The sequence below is a fragment of the Bacteroides sp. Ga6A2 genome (assembly GCF_000702225.1).
GTDB lineage: Bacteria > Bacteroidota > Bacteroidia > Bacteroidales > Bacteroidaceae > Ga6A1.
On the sequence record NZ_JNKX01000014.1, the window covers coordinates 86,816 to 104,501 of the forward strand.

Consider the following 17,686-nt stretch of genomic DNA (forward strand, 5'->3'; position numbering starts at 1 on the left):
CTAAGTTAAATTCACCCAATAAATATGATTTTTTTCTTCAGAACACAGGCTGGTAGCATCATCGCTACTCAGGCTGAACAGCTTAGCGAAGAGGACGTTAAGAAACTCTGCTGGCTGTACGGTGACGCTACCGTAGAGAGTGAGGATAACCTGAAGGGCTGTTTCGTTGGTCCTCGACGTGAGATGATTACTCCGTGGAGCACCAATGCCGTTGAGATTACTCAGAACATGAGCATCAGCGGCGTGAAGCGAATTGAGGAGTACTTTCCAGTAAAGGACGAGAATGCCGATCATGACCCGATGCTTCAGCGCATGTACAAGGGCTTGAATCAGGACATTTTTACAGTAAACATCAAGCCGGCTGCTATTCAGTACATCGACGATCTTGAGTCGTACAACGAGCAGGAAGGCTTGGCTCTTTCTCCAGCCGAGATTGAGTACCTTCACAATGTTGAGGCGCAGCTTGGTCGCAAACTCACCGATTCTGAGGTGTTCGGTTTTGCGCAGATTAACTCAGAGCACTGCCGTCACAAGATTTTCGGAGGCTCGTTCATCATCGACGGCAAGGAGATGGAATCGTCTCTGTTTGCCATGATTAAGAAGACAACTCAGGAGAATCCTAACAAGATTATTTCTGCCTACAAGGATAACGTTGCATTCTCACAAGGTCCTGTTGTCGAGCAGTTTGCTCCGAAAGATCATTCAACAAGCGATTATTTTGTAATTAAAGATATTGAGAGCGTTATCTCTCTGAAGGCCGAGACTCACAACTTCCCAACAACCGTAGAGCCTTTCAACGGTGCTGCTACCGGTACGGGCGGTGAGATTCGCGACCGTATGGGCGGTGGAGTTGGTTCATGGCCAATTGCCGGAACTGCTGTCTACATGACATCTTATCCACGCACCGACGGCGAGCGCGAGTGGGAAGGCGGTATGCCTGTTCGTAACTGGCTGTATCAGACTCCAGAGCAGATTCTTATCAAGGCATCTAACGGTGCTTCTGATTTCGGTAACAAGTTCGGACAGCCGCTTATCGCAGGCTCTGTGCTCACATTCGAGCATCAGGAGAACGGCGAGAAGTATGGCTACGACAAGGTTATCATGCTTGCCGGAGGTGTTGGCTACGGCACAAAGCGCGACTGCCTGAAGGGCACTCCTGAGAAGGGTAACAAGATTGTGGTTGTTGGTGGCGATAACTATCGCATCGGTCTTGGTGGCGGTTCTGTATCGTCTGTTGATACCGGCCGTTATTCAAGCGGCATTGAGTTGAACGCCGTTCAGCGTGCCAACCCAGAGATGCAGAAGCGTGCCAACAACCTTGTCCGTGCTCTCTGCGAGGAGGATGTAAATCCTGTTGTTTCTATCCACGACCACGGTTCTGCCGGACACGTTAACTGTCTGTCTGAACTTGTTGAGGAGTGCGGTGGTAAGATTGACATGACCAAGCTTCCTATCGGCGACCAGACTCTTTCTTCGAAGGAGATTATCGCCAATGAGAGTCAGGAGCGCATGGGCTTGCTTATTCAGGAAGAGCACATTGAGCACGTTAAGAAGATTGCAGAGCGCGAGCGCGCCCCTATGTATGTTGTGGGTGAGACTACTGGCGATGCACACTTCTGCTTTGAGCAGGGCGACGGCGTACGTCCGTTCGACCTCGACGTGGCTCAGATGTTCGGTCATTCTCCAAAGACTGTGATGGTTGATAAGACCGTTGAGCGCAAATACGAGAATGTAACATATTCTGCTGCAAACGTAAACGAGTACGTTGCACGCGTGCTTCAGCTAGAGGCTGTGGCTTGTAAGGATTGGTTGACAAACAAGGTTGACCGTTCGGTAACAGGTAAGATTGCACGTCAGCAATGTCAGGGAGAACTTCAGTTGCCATTGAGCGACTGCGGTGTCGTTGCACTCGACTACAGAGGCAACAAGGGTATCGCTACATCTATCGGACATGCTCCACAGGCAGGTCTTGCCGACCCAGCCGCAGGTTCGGTTCTTTCTGTTGCCGAGGCTCTTACAAACATCGTTTGGGCTCCGTTTGCCGACGGAATGGACAGCATATCACTTTCTGCTAACTGGATGTGGCCTTGCCGCTCGCAGGAGGGCGAGGATGCCCGTCTGTATGCAGGCGTTCAGGCTTTGTCAGACTTCTGCTGCGCACTCGAGATTAACGTTCCTACAGGTAAGGACTCGCTTTCGCTTTCTCAGCAGTATCCAAACGGCGAGAAGATTATCAGCCCGGGAACAGTAATCGTTTCGGCTGGTGGCGAGGTTAGCGATGTTAAGAAGGTCGTTTCTCCAGTTCTTGCAAAGGTTGAGAAGAGCACGCTTTATCATATCGACTTCAGTTTCGACAAACTTGCACTTGGCGGTTCGGCATTCGCACAGAGCCTTGGCAAGGTTGGTTCTGATGTTCCAACTTGTAAGAATCCCGAATACTTCCGCGATGCCTTCATGGCTGTTCAGGAGTTGGTAGAGAAGGGCTTGATTCTTGCTGGTCACGATATCTCAGCCGGCGGTCTGATTACAACATTGCTCGAGATGTGCTTCGCTAATGTTGAGGGCGGTATCGTTGCCAACCTCGACGGTTTCAAGGAAGAAGACCTTATAAAGGTATTGTTTGCCGAGAATCCGGGTGTTGTGGTTCAGGTTGCCGATGCGCACAAGTCAGAGTTCAAGAAGATTCTTGAGGATGCTGGCGTTGCTTTCGTAAAGATTGGTACTCCAACAGACGAGCGTCACATTCTTGTTGAGAAAGACGGCGCAACATATCAGTTCGGCATTGACTATTTGCGCGATATGTGGTACTCAACATCATATCTGCTCGATACAAAGCAGAGCTTCAACGGCTGTGCAAAGGCTCGTTTCGAGAACTACAAGAAGCAGCCTGTTGAGTTCGCATTTAACAAAGACTTCACCGGCAAGTTGTCGCAGTACGGTTTGAATCCAGACCGTCGCGAGGCAAGCGGCCTGAAGGCTGCAATCATCCGTGAGAAGGGTACAAACGGTGAGCGCGAGATGGCATACATGCTCTATCTTGCAGGCTTCGATGTTAAGGATGTGATGATGACCGACCTTATTACAGGTCGCGAAACTCTCGAGGACATCAACTTCATCGTGTTCTGCGGTGGATTCTCTAACTCAGACGTTCTTGGTTCTGCCAAGGGATGGGCTGGTGCATTCCTGTTCAACCCTAAGGCTAAGGCTGCGCTCGACAAGTTCTATGCTCGCGAGGATACGCTTTCGCTCGGAGTATGTAACGGTTGCCAGTTGATGGTTGAGTTGAACCTCATCAACCCAGAGCACAAGAAGCGCGCTCACATGCTTCACAACAACTCGCACAAGTTCGAGAGCAACTTCCTTGGTCTGACTGTTCAGACAAACCGCAGCGTATTGCTCGGCTCGCTGAGTGGAAACAAACTCGGTATCTGGGTTGCTCATGGCGAGGGCAAGTTCTCATTGCCAGAAGGCGAGGATGCTTACAACGTTGTTCTGAAGTATTCATACGACGAGTATCCTGCAAATCCTAACGGTTCAGACTTCTCTGTTGCCGGAATTTGCAGCGCCGACGGTCGCCACTTGGCAATGATGCCGCACTTGGAGCGTGCATTCTTCCCATGGCAATGCGGCTGCTATCCGTCAGAGCGTAAGCATGACGAGGTAACTCCGTGGATTGAGGCATTCGTGAATGCCCGCGAGTGGGTTAAGGCTCACAAGAAGTAATATACATTACTATATAATAAGGTTAGGGCGTATCAGATTGCGCTCTAACCTTTTACTATCTTTCTCCTTAATGCAAATAATGTATTGACAGTAATTTTTGCTATCATGAAAAGACGATTTTTTTCCTTTGCACTATTTTTGCTGACAACAGCGGCTTTCGCGCAAAACAGAATTGATTTGAGCGGAACATGGCAGTTTAAGATAGACAGAGACGGAACCGCTACGGCTACATCAAAATACGATGACAGCATAGAACTTCCCGGCTCTATGCTAACCCGTGGAAAGGGCGATGTTGTGTCGTTAAAGACACGATGGGTCAGTTCGCTCTACGACTCATCTTATTTCTTCAATCCATACATGAAGAAATATCAGGTTGAGGGAAACATGAAGTTTCCGTTCTTCCTTACTCCAGACAAACATTATGTGGGCAACGCGTGGTACAGACGCACAGTTTCCGTTCCGCTGACGTGGAAGAAACAACGTGTGATTCTGACTCTTGAACGTCCGCATATCGAGACAACCGTTTTCGTAAACAATAAGGAAGTCGGACATCAGATGAGCCTTTCTGCTCCTCATGTGTTCGACATCACAAACTTCGTCGTTCCCGGAAAGGACAACGAGATTGCGATAAAGATTTACAACGGAATAGAGAACGTGTGCGTTGGTCAGGATTCGCACTCAGTTACCGACCAGACACAGGGCTGCTGGAACGGAATCGTGGGCAGAATGTCGCTCGATGCGCATCCGATGGCATATATCAGCAACGTGGCTGTCTTTCCTGATGTCGAGAACAAACTCATCGACGTAAAGGTGAAAGGCACGGCCAAGAAATTCAAGTTCGAGATTGACGGCAAGGCTGTTAAGTCAAAGAAACTGACAGACAGCACTTACCAGATTGTTCTTGGCGACGAGATGCGCCTTTGGGACGAGTACAATCCGAATGTGTACAAACTTGCCGTAATAAGCGGTGCCGACCGTTTCGAAACAGTCTTCGGAATGAGAAGCGTAAAAGTCGATGGCACTCGCATCTTGCTCAACGGCAAGCAGATATATGTGCGCGGAACGGTAGGCAACTGCTGTTTTCCAGAGACCGGCTATCCTCCAACCGACGAGGCTTCGTGGACGGCTATCTTCAAGAAGTGCAAGGAATACGGACTCAACACCATGCGATTCCATTCGTACTGTCCTCCTGAGGCGGCTTTCACGGCAGCCGACAAACTTGGTTTCTATCTTCAGCCCGAAGGTCCGTCATGGCCTAACCACGGCGTTAAACTCTACAACAAACAGTACATCGACATCTATCTGATGGACGATACAAAGAGACTTGTCGAGGCTTACGGAAACCATCCGTCGTTCGTGATGCTATCGGCTGGAAACGAGCCTGCCGGAGGTTGGGTTAAGTGGTGCAACGAGTGGGTTGCCTACTGGAAGAAGACCGACTCGCGACGTATATATTGCGGTGCCAACGTAGGTGGCGGATGGGCTTGGGACGATGGCTCTGAATATCACGTTAAGGGCGGTGGTCGAGGCTTGGATTGGAGCAAACGCAAGCCACATTCAGACGATGATTATCTGAAAGACATTCAGTTTCCGAGAAACTACAAGGGCAAAGAGCCTAACAACTCGCCGATGATTAGCCACGAGCAGGGACAATGGTGCGCCTTCCCCGATTTGAAGGAGCGTTCGCAGTACACAGGCGCGTACAAGGCTAAGAATTTCGACATCTTCGAGGATTTGTTGCGCGACAACGGCATGGGCGACCAAGCCGAGAAATTCCTCTATGCCAGCGGAAAACTTCAGGTTTTGGCATACAAGTATGAGATGGAGCGCAACTTCCGCACAAAGGATTATGCCGGATTCGTTCTGCTTGGTCTGAACGATTACAGCGGTCAGGGAACGGCCCTTGTCGGACCTCTGAACGTGCATTGGAAGGAGAAAGGCTATGTTGATGCCGACGAGTGGACAAACTTCTGCAACGACGTTGTTCCGTTGGCAAAATTTGCGAAATTTGTTTATAAGTCTGACGAGAAGATAAGCGTTCCGATAGAGATTTACAACGCAACTGGTGGCGACTTGAGCGATGCCAAGGTTGAATACAATATCAGGTACAACTCTAAGGATGTTGATGGCGAACTGCTCTCTGCAACCATTCCGGCAGGAAAGAACAACGAGGCTGGCACGGTAGCGTTCGACCCTTCGTCAATTTCAACCGACGAGCTGAGCCGTGGCGTAAAGTGCACGCTATCCGTTTCAGTCAAGGCAAACGGCAAGAGCTGGCTTAACAACTGGGAATTCTGGGTTTATCCGAAATCTGTAGAAATGCCAGACGCAAAGAATATATACATTTCCGACACGCTCGACAACAAGGCTCTCGACGTACTTAAGAAGGGCGGAAAGGTTCTTCTAACAGCAGCCGGAAAGGTCCGCTACGGAAACGACATCCGTCAGGATTTCCTTCCTGTCTTCTGGAACACATCGTGGTTTAAGATGCGTCCTCCACACACAACAGGAGCGTACATCGACACAACTCATCCGATTTACAACAACTTTGTAACCGACCGTTGGACTAACATCAACTGGTGGGAACTTGCAAACCGTGCTCAGGTCATGAATCTTTCGGAGTTCCCTATTGATTATCAGCCACCAATGCAACCAATTGACACATGGCATGTTAGCCGCAAGTGCGGAACGATTGTAGAGGCTAACGTGCTTAACGGAAAGTTGCTGATGACAACTCTTGATATTACGAAAAAGTTGGATGAGAGAGTCGTTGCCCGTCAGCTACGCAAGAGCATCATAGAGTACATGAACAGCCGCGAGTTCGACCCAAGCATAAGGGTTGAGCCATCTGTAATCACGAATCTCTATGAGAAGACTGCTCCGCCGGTGAATATGTTTACAAAAGATTCTCCCGACGAACTGAAACCAAAGATTAAGTAATAAAAAAAAGGCTTGCAGAGTTTGATTCCTGCAAGCCTTTTTGTATCGTTTTTGTCGTAGTGAAGTAGGGGAAGGGTTCGGGATTCCTTCGGGATGCGTTCGGGATTTAGTTGGCAGACTTATTGTCTTTTTGCTGGGGAGAAATGAGAGTTGTTGTGATTCCAAAGCGGAGGTCGTGATGATACAAAATCTTTTGCCTCGGTACAAAGAAAATGAGGACGTATCGGCAAAAGCGACGCGCCCTCATTCAGTTATCTAAAAAACGTGAAAATTATTTCTTTTTAGTAGTTGTTGTTTTCTTTGTTGTCGTAGTCTTCTTGGCTGTTGAAGTAGACTTCTTTGTTGTTGTAGCCTTCTTCTTTGTTGTAGTAGAAGATTTCTTAGCCGTAGAAGTTGACTTTTTTGTTGTGGTTGTAGAAGTTGTAGTCTTTGCAGGCTCTTCCTTCTTTATCTCACCCTTCTTGAACTTCATTCCAAGATTCATTCCGTCGTATTCCTTGAGGAGCGAAGTGATGGTCTGAACGGTTGAGTTGTTTACTTTTGAGCCGATGAACTCGATGCCCGTTAGCACCTTGTCGGCATCGTAGAGCATAGAAAACTCATCGCCCGAAACGCTTACGGTTGTGGTAGATGAAATGCCAGTTATATCGTATGTAAGCGTAAGTTTGTCGCCCGAAACGGTATATTTGCCGCTTGCCTTGTTCTTCTCGCCGATAGTCTTGTCGAAAGTACCGTCGCTCTTGAACGTGAAGGTAAGATTACCCTCCTTGATTCCAGCCTGCTTCAGATAATTGTCGAACTTCTTCTGAGCCTGTGAACTGATGGCCGAGCCAGCCGCCTTTTTCAGAATGTTGTCCGATTCGAGCTGAACTGCCGAACCTGTGAAAATCCATGTGCCCTCGAGTTGGTTGGCAGATACCGATGGAGTTGTTACCGCATTCACAACCTTGTTGAGTATGTCGCCCAATTGTGCGTGCGAAAGGCTTGGCACACAGAATAGTGCCACAGCCAAAAGTGTGCATTTAATCAATTTCATATTTGTGAATTTCAAAAATAAAATACCTTTATAGCGCACAAAGTTACAAAAAAGGTTGAAACGACGAAGCATTTTCTGCGGATTAAAGCGTTCTTTGCGCAAATTAATGCTATTATTTCGTTGTTCTTGATTATATAGATGATTTTGTGTTTTTTTCATGGGATATGAGTAAATAATCAGGATTATTGTGTTAAAAAATCTTATTTTGTATAAAAAACAACAAAAAATTCATTATGTGTATTTCTAATATTATTATCTTTGCGCCAAAATGAACATATTTTGTTAATTTTAGATATTATGAAACAGACATTAAAAGTTTTTGTTTTGGCAATTTTTGCCACTTTTACATTCAACAGCATTGCTAATGCTCAGTTCGGACTTATTAAAGGCGTTGCAGGTGCCGTTACTTCAGGAAAGAGCAAAGGCAAAGAGGGTAAGTTGGCTAACGGAAAATCTGTAAGCACAAAGCGTGCTCCTATCGGCAAGACCGAAGTCATGTCGTGGATTGGCATGGACGATGATGAGGCTACACTCAACGTGTTCAAGGCTATGGTGAAGAAACAGAACAAGTACAACAACGATACCGATGCCCGAATGAAGGTGAGCGACGAGAACAAAGGCGAAATCCTTATGGTTGGCCTGCTTGCCGAAGACTGGAGTTATTCGCGTACAAATCTCGGCGACATCAAGAGTCGTTCTATTCCTTTCTTCTATGTGATGAAGAACAAGGCTGGAAATTTCGTAACAGAGAAGTTCTGGGCTACTCAGAAGTTCAATGGCGCATCGTACGATGCTTTTACCATCGAGCCTGTTATGAGCGGCACGGCCGATTCGAACAAGTATTGGAGAATAATAGTTGACTGGACGGACGAAGATACAGCCAAATACTCACAAGCCAAGTAATTTAGAATCTACTAACAAATTCATAAATCCCCGTTGGCGCGAACCAATGGGGATTGGTTCTTTTTTATTAGAGAAGAAAACAAGATGACATATAATTATAACAAATAACAGAATTTATGGCTTATCAAGAACAAGAAACAACGGGTTACGGAACCCGTGTAGGAAGGTCGTTTAAGGCAATAGGCAGCGGAATCCTGCTGTTCTGTATCGGAACGGGACTTCTTTGGTGGAACGAAGGTCGTATGGTAAAGACAGCAAAGATGCTCGAGGAGGCCGGCGGCTCGTATGTCGAGATGGAGAATCCAAACAAGAAGGACGCATCGCTCGAGGGTGAACTTATTTGCGGAACGGCTCTGGCAACAACCGAGGATTCGCTCAGCGACAGCCAGTTTGGCGTTGGCGCAAAGGCTATCGCGCTGCATCGCAAGGTAGAGTATTACCAATGGGTTGAACATTCTGACGAGAAGAAGGAAGACAAACTTGGCGGCAAGGAGGTTACAACCACAACATACACATATTCAAAGAAATGGGTGAGCAGTCCTGTTGAGTCGGCTGAGTTCAAAGACCCTGCATACCAGAATAAAAACACTATTCTTACAACCGTTGAGGGGGCTGACCAGTATGCCGAGAACGTAAAGTTCGGCGCATACAAACTTAGCGAGACCCTCATTCACATGATTTCTTCTCGCGAAGGATTGAACTTGGCTATCAGCGAAGACCTTCTGAAAGAACTCGACAAGAACGCGCAGACAGCCTACGAGCGTTTCTACGGCGTTAAGAAGTCGGCTCAGCAGACGGCGGCGCAGCAGCCAGCCGAGACTGCCGTTATTTCAGATTCAGCCAAGGCTGTTGCCGATTCTCTGAAGGCGGTAAACGACAGCATCATTAAGAATGCCGTAAACAAGAAGGATTTTGAATACGTTCATCAGGCCGGAAACGTGCTGTATTTCGGTCGCGTTCCGGGCTCGCCAGAGGTGGGTGATGTTCGCGTAACATTTGAGCAGGTAGTTCCTGCCAAGGTAACGGTTATGGCTGTTGTAGACGGCGAGACATTCAAGGCTTTCAAGGCAAAGAACGGCAAGCGATTCCAGACTCTTGTTATGGGCAAGAAGACTGGCGACGAGATTATAGAGGCAGAAGATGAGTCTAACGGCTTCTGGCTTTGGGTTTGGCGTGGCATCGGAACTATGCTTGTAATTGGCGGCTTGAACGGCATCTTCGGCTTTATCGAGACAATCCTGAAGGTCGTTCCGTTTGTTGCCGGCATCTTCGGCTGGGGCGTTGGCGTTGTCTGCACAATTGTGGGCATCGTGTGGTCGCTCATTGTCATTGCCGTAGCATGGCTCTTCTATCGCCCTGTATTGGGCATCACGTTGCTGGTTATATCGGGCTTCCTTATATGGGTATTTGCCTTCAAGGGTAAGGACAAACTGAAGGAATTGGCAGCCAAGGCAAAGAAATCAGAGTCTGCAAGTGCGCCGTCTGACAATAATGCATGATAAAAATTGATTATGGCTATGGCTCTGTGCCTGTGTGCCTTTCGCGGGTATGCAGGCGCAGAACTTTTCGTTTTCCTGAAACGTAAACAGCCATCTCTTTTTTTTGACAAGACATTAGATTTTACTATCTTTGCCTCTTCGGGCGAAAAGTGAAAAAGTGTATTTATGAAAAATCTGATATTCTCGGCATTCGTTGCCGCTATGATGCTTTCAGCCTGCGGAAGCAAGACTGGCAATGTTGCTGAAACCGCAGAAACTGTCGATAGCCTGACAACCGATTCGGCTGATGTCAAGACTGTCGCAAACGCAAACATAGATTCGGTAAAGCATACCAAAGACTATATAAATCAGCGAATTGATACGATTTATAAGTATAAGAACGATGGGCAATATTGCTCGGAGAGTTACCGCGCGCTCGAGGCTGAGGCTGTTAAACAGAGCGAGGAGCGTGACGAGATTTATTTCGACGGCGACCATTGGATAAATGGTCAGGACATCGACCCGAAATGGAGTTACAAGGTAAAGAAGATAGAACTCGAAGGCGACTCGGTTGCATGGGCTGACATTACAATTCATAATTTCGGCGATAGCCGCGTGAAACTTAGATTGCTGTACGAGCGCGGCGACTGGTTCGTCGACGATTTTTATTTCTACTACAAAGACGAAGGAGTGATTAAGGAATTGCGCGAGAAGGAGGGAATGAAGGAATACATTTCAGCCAACCGCAAAAAATAGAAAAAGATGAGAAAGATATTGCTTTTGCTGTCGTTTCTGCTGATTGTTTGCTCTTGTGGCAACAACGTGCAGAAGACAATGCAGAAAAATAATTCGACAGATAGCGTTGTCGCCGAAAAAAAGGTCAGTGATACAGATAAGAAGGAGGCTCTGCAAGGGTATCCGGCTCTTGTATATGCCAAGGTAAACAAAGTTCTGTCGCAACAGTCTGTAAATCAGAATGAACTCGATTCGGCTTTCTTTGCCAAGAGTTACCTTGATTTGAGGGCTGAGGTTCTGAAGGTGCAGGACGGCAAGCCTTTCGACCAACTTTTCTTTGTTGAGTACATGCCGTTTTCGCAAGGATTGTGCCCGCCGATTATTATTTCGGGTGTCAAGATAGAGTCGTTTAAAGAAGATAAAGCCGAAATAACCTTCACCATAAATGATGGTGAGGACGATTTCGTAAAAATGTGGTGGCATCTGCAATATGCCAATGGCGAATGGCGCATAGACGACTGGAGTAACTATCTCGAAGACGAGTATGGCATAGTTAAGGGTATGCGCGAATATTTGCAGAAGAATAAAAAGTAGAGATGATGAGAAGAGTATCTGTGTTAGTTGTATTGTGCCTGTGCCTTGTTGCAGGCGTTAAGGCTCAGAAATCCAGCCTGTATGAGCGTAAGGATTTCAGTTTCAAGATGACAACGGAGAAAGATTCCGAAGGAAAAATCAGAACCGTTAAACTTCACGCTTGCGTTGGCAGTAACGCGGTAAGTAATTTCACGTTCAAGGTTGTCGTTCCGACGGAAGACATCTGCGGAATAACCGAGCCTGACATCAATTTCGACGGCTATCCCGATGTAGACATTAATCTTGGCTATAAGGGCGGATTTTCTAACAACGTCCAGCACGAGGCTTTGCTCTGGAATCAGAAAAAACATTGCTTCGAAGTGCCAGAGGGATACAGCGATATTGGCGAGCCGCAATTTGACGGCGAGAAGAAAATCATCTTCACAACGTTGAGTGCAGGTCCTGATGCGCGCGTAACGACTTATTACCGTTGGCAAGGCAGCACGCTTTGCGAATATCTCTCTGACACCTGGAAGATTGACGATGACAAGGTGGCAGATTTCAGCGATATGCTTAACCTGCCTCTGTTCCGTTTAGATGCCAAACTGAATGGCCGCACTCCTGTAATCATAGCGTTTCAGAAGAATGAAGACGGCATTGTGGCTGGCTACATTTATTATCCGCGTGCCAAGAATCCTGCGCCTATCATGATAAAAGGAATTTTCGATGGCATCTACGACCTTAGGGAACGGCTGCCGGACGGCACTACTACAGGCTATCTAAGCCTTAAATGCGACAAAGACCAGAACTGGAGTGGAGCATGGGCTAATCCCGTTACTCACAAATCGCTGGAGATAACTGATATTATGTTCAGTCACGAAGTTCCAAAGTGGTTCACGAAGTCGCTTTTTTTAGAGTAAAGAAATTGTAAATAGTAAGTTATATTATGGAATTACCAAAAGATTTAGGCACAAAAATCTTCAAGGGCTGCGGGTGCGTTTCTATAGGCATCGTGGTGCTGCTGATAGCCCTTGTAGCATGGGCTATCAGTCTGCCCGACGAGGAGGATTCTGATGAGAAAAAAGAGGCTCAGAAAACCGAGCAGGCCGAAAAGAAGGACAGCATTGTTGTTAATGCTCCGTTGGAGGGCGACCCTTACAAGGAACTCGACGAACTTATTGGTTTGGATCAGGTTAAGGACGAGGTTCGCTCGCTTGCAAACTTTGTTAAGTTGCAGAAGCAACGCGAGAAGAAGGGACTGAAAGTGCCGAAGATGTCGCTGCACCTTGTCTTTACCGGAAATCCCGGAACGGGTAAGACAACCGTGGCGCGCATCGTTGCCCGAATATATAAGGATTTGGGCGTGCTGAAGAAAGGTCACACCGTAGAGACCGACCGCTCCGGACTGGTTGCCAACTACGTTGGGCAGACTGCAACAAAGACAAATGCCGTGGTAGATTCGGCCCTTAACGGCGTTCTGTTCATCGACGAGGCTTACGCGCTTGTTCCCGACGAGGGCATAAAGCAAGACTACGGTCAGGAAGCCATCTCTACATTGCTTAAGCGCATGGAAGACGACCGCGACAAACTTGTGGTAATTATAGCCGGATATACCAACGAGATGAAGCGTTTTATTGACTCCAACCCCGGACTTCAGTCGCGCTTTAACCGATATATCAGTTTTCCCGACTATACCTCGGGCGAACTTAGCGATATCTTTAAGATGTATGTCAAAAAAAATCAGTACACGCTTGCGCCCGATGCCGAACGTTATCTAAAACACAGGCTCGACAGCGTGGTGTGCCATAAGGACCGCAACTTCGGAAATGCCCGATATGTGCGCAACGTGTTCGAAAAAAGCATACAGCGGCAGGCTAACCGATTGTCTAACCAGAAAGACCTCACCACAAAGCAACTTACCGAACTTACAAAGAGCGATTTGAGCAAGGCGTTCAACAGTTGCAAATAACCTTATTTCGTCTCTGCCTCTCTCTCGGCAAAAAGAGTGGGGCAGAGATTTTTTTTGCCAAATTTTTTGATGCTGCCGAATTCTTGCGTCCATTCGGTAGCAAATAAACAGAATTCGAGCGGCAAATTCGGCATAACTGAGAAATTCCTGAAAAACACCTGAAAACTAATATCCCTTATCCAAAAACATACATATTCATCAAAGACTTTCCGACTGCTGAAACCACACAAAATGTTATATATGGTGGCTGAAATGTTAAGTCTTGTGTTGCGGTTGTGTGGTGCGTAATTATTCATTAGAATTAACATTCTAACACCTAATCATGTAGAAAAACTTATACTTTTTGTTAAATAAGTATTATGGATTTAAAAATTATCAAAAAAACTTATGAGTTTTATCAAAAAAATAATACTTTTTATTTACCTTTGTAATGAAAATATGCTTAATGTAAAAGTAGAAAAAGAAGTCTGAGTTTATCTTATGGATAAGGACGCCTTTTATAAAGGAATTTTGAAAGAGAACAGACGATTGAAAAAGAAGGTTTTTGAATTGTCTTCTACCGACTCGCTAACAGGATTGTATAACCGTTCCTATGGTGAGAAAGCAGTTTGTCGTCTGTTGGAATCCGGTATGCGAGGTTATTTCTGTCTTTTCGATTGCGATGATTTCAGGCTGATTAACTATAAGTTCGGTCATGAGGTTGGCGACATCGTTCTGATAAGAATAGCCTCGGTTCTGCGTAAGGCATTGTCTGAACAGACAATAATAGCACGAGTCGGAGCAGATGAATACATGTTTTTTATCCCTTTCAGCTCGGGCTATTCTGAGTTTGAGGCAAGTGTGCAGTGCCGCGAGTTCTTCTCTGTTATCAATAGCGAGCAGTTTATCGAACTTAAAGGCTATCGCCCTAATTTCAGCGTGGGTACATGCGAGTATCTGCCGGAATCGGGCATGACATTCGAGACGCTGTACAAAACGACATCCGAGTGTCTGAAGAAAGCCAAGGAGTTTGAAGGCAACTACTTGTATAATGATGTAACGGGCGGCATCCCCGATATAGCACGCGCATTTCAGTTGCTGCGCGACGACCGTACATTGTACAACGAACTCAACGATTTTCTCTTTACCATAGCCGACGAGTCAAAATGGCTCGAATTTGTGGAACGGAGCGCGAATGTAAAGGGGTCGATGTACGCAAACAAGCAACAGCAACTCGACCAAATTATGCAGTACTACAAGCGCGGAGACCTGAAGGACGCCGACTACGAACTTCTCTTCGACCTTGTGCAGAAAAATTGCGATGTGCTCGATGTATCTATGGTAGAGCGTTTTGTCGGCGGAATTTTAATGCCGTATTACGAGTCTAAGCCTTCGACGCCTGAGACGCGAGGCTATCTGGTGCGTTTATACCTGCTGATGGCTGAGGCCTGCATTGCCGTGTACAGGCTTGGCGACAACGGTCTTTGCTGCTATTGTCTGGAATATCTGCAAAAGTGCATAAATACCGCTGAAGGCTTCCCGAAAGACAGTATGCCGTTTGAGTGCAAGTTCTATGCCATGTGCCATCTGATAGGTCATTTCGACCTTATGGACAATTTAGGGGTGGCCGAGAAGGAACGCTTCGATTACTATCTTCGGGTTGTAGAAATGCTGAAAGGCAAGGAAGCGATAACGCTGAGTCCAGGATATATGCGCGATAGCAACGACTATCTGATAAACAATGCTGCGTTGTATCCGCTAATGCGTGCAGCCCTCATTCTTTCGAAAGAAAAGATTCAGGCAACCGATAAGGCCGAACTGAAGCGACTGCTGACATACATAGTGCAGCACTCTACCGATGGGGTGATTGACTCGAACGTTGGAGGCGAGGAGTACACATATTTTAACAAGATGATGTACAGATTGCTTTTCCATCATCATAAAGGTTCCGAGATGGTTTTTGAGTTGCACCGTCATATGGTCGAGATTATCGACCGTCGAAAGAAGGTGCTTGATACAACCGAGCTGACGGCCTTCTGCGGTATGCTCTTCATCGGTTCAAAGGCGCTTGATAATTCCGACTTGGACGGCGAGGAGAAACGCAAGGTTGTGCTTGCTGTATGGAGGATGATTCTGTACATCTTTGTACGCAGACGCAATGTGGCGATGGACTATCAGATTGAATTCCTCTCGCGTAACATGCTCAAAAGCATACTCGCTTCAAAAAATATCACGGCTTCGGACAAGATGCAGTATCTGCCAAAGTCATTATGCGTGTTTATGATAAACACATACGCTCACAGCGCGGCTTTGGCTATATATGTAAACATAGTAACCGAGAACATCATCGACAACTATCCAGAGTTGCTGCTGGGCACGTTCGAAGGCTACGACACGGTCGGCGACATCAGGCAGCATCGCGAAGACATACTCAACTTTATGCGCGAGGCATGCATATTGCACGACATCGGCAAGATATATCAGACATCCATCATCACCAACAGCTTCCGTAAACTGACCGAGCACGAGATGATTCTCGTAAGAATGCATCCGGTGATGGGATATGAGATGATAAAGGACAATCCCGACCTGAGCAAATATCGCGAAATAATGCTTGGGCATCATAAGTGGTACGACGACTCTAATGGCTATCCAAAAGAGTTTTGCAACAGTGGATACCCGAAGAAAGTCCTTGTAGACATAGTGTCTATCTGCGACTCGCTCGAGGCTGCAACCAATCATATAGGGCGCAACTACCGCAAGGCAAAGCCGTTCTGTATGATATTCGACGAATTTTTTGAAATGAGTGGAACAAGATATAATGCCGAGATACTTAAAACTATAGTTGGTACACCCGAGGTATACTGTAAGCTGAGACAGATGGTTGACGTGAGTTGGAAGTCTGTCTATCGCGAACTGTTCCGGGACATTGTAATAGAATTTACTCATTAATTTAGTGAAAGAGAACTTGAGAAAAACTATGGCGGAAGATATTTTTAAAGATTTGGGAGAGCTGAACAAGGAAGAACTCTATGACCTTGCGGTGGCGCTGTATGAGCGCGACATTCTCATAGCAAAGCAGAACAGAGTGAACCTGTTCAGATATGACGTGGCCGACGACACGCTCTTCTTTGTGTTTGTCGACCGGCACGACGGCGAGGTTCGCCGCCGCAAGACTGAACATTATCTTACTTCTGAAAACTACGCATTCAGCACGCCTACGCGCAGCGTGTGCGTGAATCTTTTCAGAGACTATATAGAGGGCAGAAAAACAGAGCCTACGGGCTCGTTCGAGATGCCTTACAAGGAGGGCGGACAATATCTGCGGTGCGACTACAAATGTGTGTATGACCGCAACGGAAAACTCCATTCAATTCTCGGGCAGTTCGAGGACGTAACCTTTACGCGCGAGAAGATGCTCAAGACTATCGAGAAGCAGAACGAGTATATGCGAATAATCAACTCGCTGAAGACATCGTTCGAGTCTATCATCTATTTCGACCTTGAGAAACTTAATTACAGTTTGATATCGGCAACCGATGCCCTCAAGAGCGTTACAAAGAAAAATGGCACGATGAACGAGTTGGCACAGATATTCTGCACGGCATACGTTATGCCCGAATACAAAAAACTGTTTACCGACTTCATCAACTTCGACGACCTTGCCGAGCGATTGAAGGGTAAGCAGTACATCATGGCAGAATATGCCACATTCCACCTTGGCTGGGTTGTTGCCCGTATAATCCCTGCCAATGTCAATGCCGACGGAAACGTTACGCACGCTCTCCTGACATCAGAATGTGCCGATGAACTTCATCGCGAAACAATATTCCTGCGGCAGGCTGCCGAGACCGACGGGCTTACAGGCTTGCTAAACCGGTATGCCGGCAAGCGAGAGATTGAAAAGTGTGTGAGCGAGAAAAAGGTGGGCGTGTTCGCTTTGTTCGACTGCGACAGATTCAAGCAGATAAACGATACGCTCAGCCATCTGGTAGGCGACAGCGTGCTTGTTGAGATAGCCCAGACAATGAAGGAGACATTCAAAAATCAGATTGTGATGAGGCTCGGAGGCGATGAATTTATTGTTTTCATAACCGGTAGTGAGGTTGAACGCCGCCTGAAATCAAAAGACGGGTTGGTTGGAATGTTCGACCAAATGAAATTAAACCTCGAAGGGGTGACTATCCCTGAACTTGAGGGCACGCACATAACAATGAGCGGTGGTGTTGTGGCATACAATAATTTGGAGGGAGTAACGTTTGAGGATATGTACAAACTTGCAGACGAAGCACTCTATGTAAGTAAGAAAAAACGAAATGGAAATATAACTATAACTTGTAGGTAAAATAA

At 46.7% G+C, this 17,686-nt stretch carries 11 protein-coding genes; 10 read left to right on the forward strand and 1 reads right to left on the reverse strand.

The window, feature by feature from the left end:
- Positions 1-24 precede the first annotated feature (24 nt).
- Together purL and T538_RS0104550 are read left to right on the forward strand one after the other, a co-directional pair.
- On the forward strand, positions 25-3,723 hold the full coding sequence (purL, locus tag T538_RS0104545) for a phosphoribosylformylglycinamidine synthase (RefSeq protein ID WP_031532401.1): 3,699 nt from the start codon (positions 25-27) through the stop codon (positions 3,721-3,723).
- A gap of 105 nt (positions 3,724-3,828) precedes the next feature.
- Positions 3,829-6,663, forward strand: a complete 2,835-nt coding sequence (locus tag T538_RS0104550) for a sugar-binding domain-containing protein (RefSeq protein ID WP_031532402.1) — start codon at positions 3,829-3,831, stop codon at positions 6,661-6,663.
- A gap of 271 nt (positions 6,664-6,934) precedes the next feature.
- On the opposite strand, the gene T538_RS0104555 is transcribed toward T538_RS0104550, so the two are convergent.
- Complete coding sequence (locus tag T538_RS0104555) at positions 6,935-7,699, reverse strand: DUF4923 family protein (RefSeq protein ID WP_197025747.1); 765 nt, start codon at positions 7,697-7,699, stop codon at positions 6,935-6,937.
- 297 nt (positions 7,700-7,996) lie between these two features.
- Here T538_RS0104555 and T538_RS0104560 point away from each other — a divergent pair, with 297 nt between their 5' ends.
- From T538_RS0104560 to T538_RS17590, 8 genes are all read left to right on the forward strand, one after another.
- Positions 7,997-8,602 carry a hypothetical protein gene (locus tag T538_RS0104560; RefSeq protein WP_031540843.1) on the forward strand — a complete coding sequence of 202 codons (606 nt, stop codon included), beginning with the start codon at positions 7,997-7,999 and terminating at the stop codon, positions 8,600-8,602.
- Positions 8,603-8,718: 116 nt separating this feature from the next.
- Complete coding sequence (locus T538_RS0104565) at positions 8,719-10,101, forward strand: TMEM43 family protein (RefSeq protein WP_031532405.1); 1,383 nt, start codon at positions 8,719-8,721, stop codon at positions 10,099-10,101.
- Positions 10,102-10,266: 165 nt separating this feature from the next.
- Positions 10,267-10,836, forward strand: coding sequence for a hypothetical protein (locus tag T538_RS0104570; RefSeq protein ID WP_031532406.1), 570 nt, complete (start codon positions 10,267-10,269; stop codon positions 10,834-10,836).
- Positions 10,837-10,842: 6 nt separating this feature from the next.
- Positions 10,843-11,409: a hypothetical protein gene (locus tag T538_RS0104575; RefSeq protein ID WP_031532407.1), complete on the forward strand. Its 567-nt coding sequence runs from the start codon at positions 10,843-10,845 to the stop codon at positions 11,407-11,409.
- A 2-nt stretch (positions 11,410-11,411) separates the two neighbouring features.
- Positions 11,412-12,308 (forward strand): XAC2610-related protein, encoded by an 897-nt coding sequence (locus T538_RS0104580; protein ID WP_031532408.1) that lies wholly within the window; start codon positions 11,412-11,414, stop codon positions 12,306-12,308.
- Positions 12,309-12,334: 26 nt separating this feature from the next.
- The gene (locus tag T538_RS0104585) at positions 12,335-13,357 is read left to right on the forward strand and encodes an AAA family ATPase (RefSeq protein WP_081834862.1); all 1,023 of its coding nucleotides are present in this window, start codon (positions 12,335-12,337) and stop codon (positions 13,355-13,357) included.
- A gap of 510 nt (positions 13,358-13,867) precedes the next feature.
- A complete protein-coding gene (locus T538_RS0104595; protein WP_197025748.1) occupies positions 13,868-16,288 on the forward strand; it encodes a diguanylate cyclase in 2,421 nt (806 codons plus the stop codon).
- Positions 16,289-16,316: 28 nt separating this feature from the next.
- Positions 16,317-17,681, forward strand: a complete 1,365-nt coding sequence (locus T538_RS17590) for a GGDEF domain-containing protein (protein ID WP_031532412.1) — start codon at positions 16,317-16,319, stop codon at positions 17,679-17,681.
- Positions 17,682-17,686 lie beyond the last annotated feature (5 nt).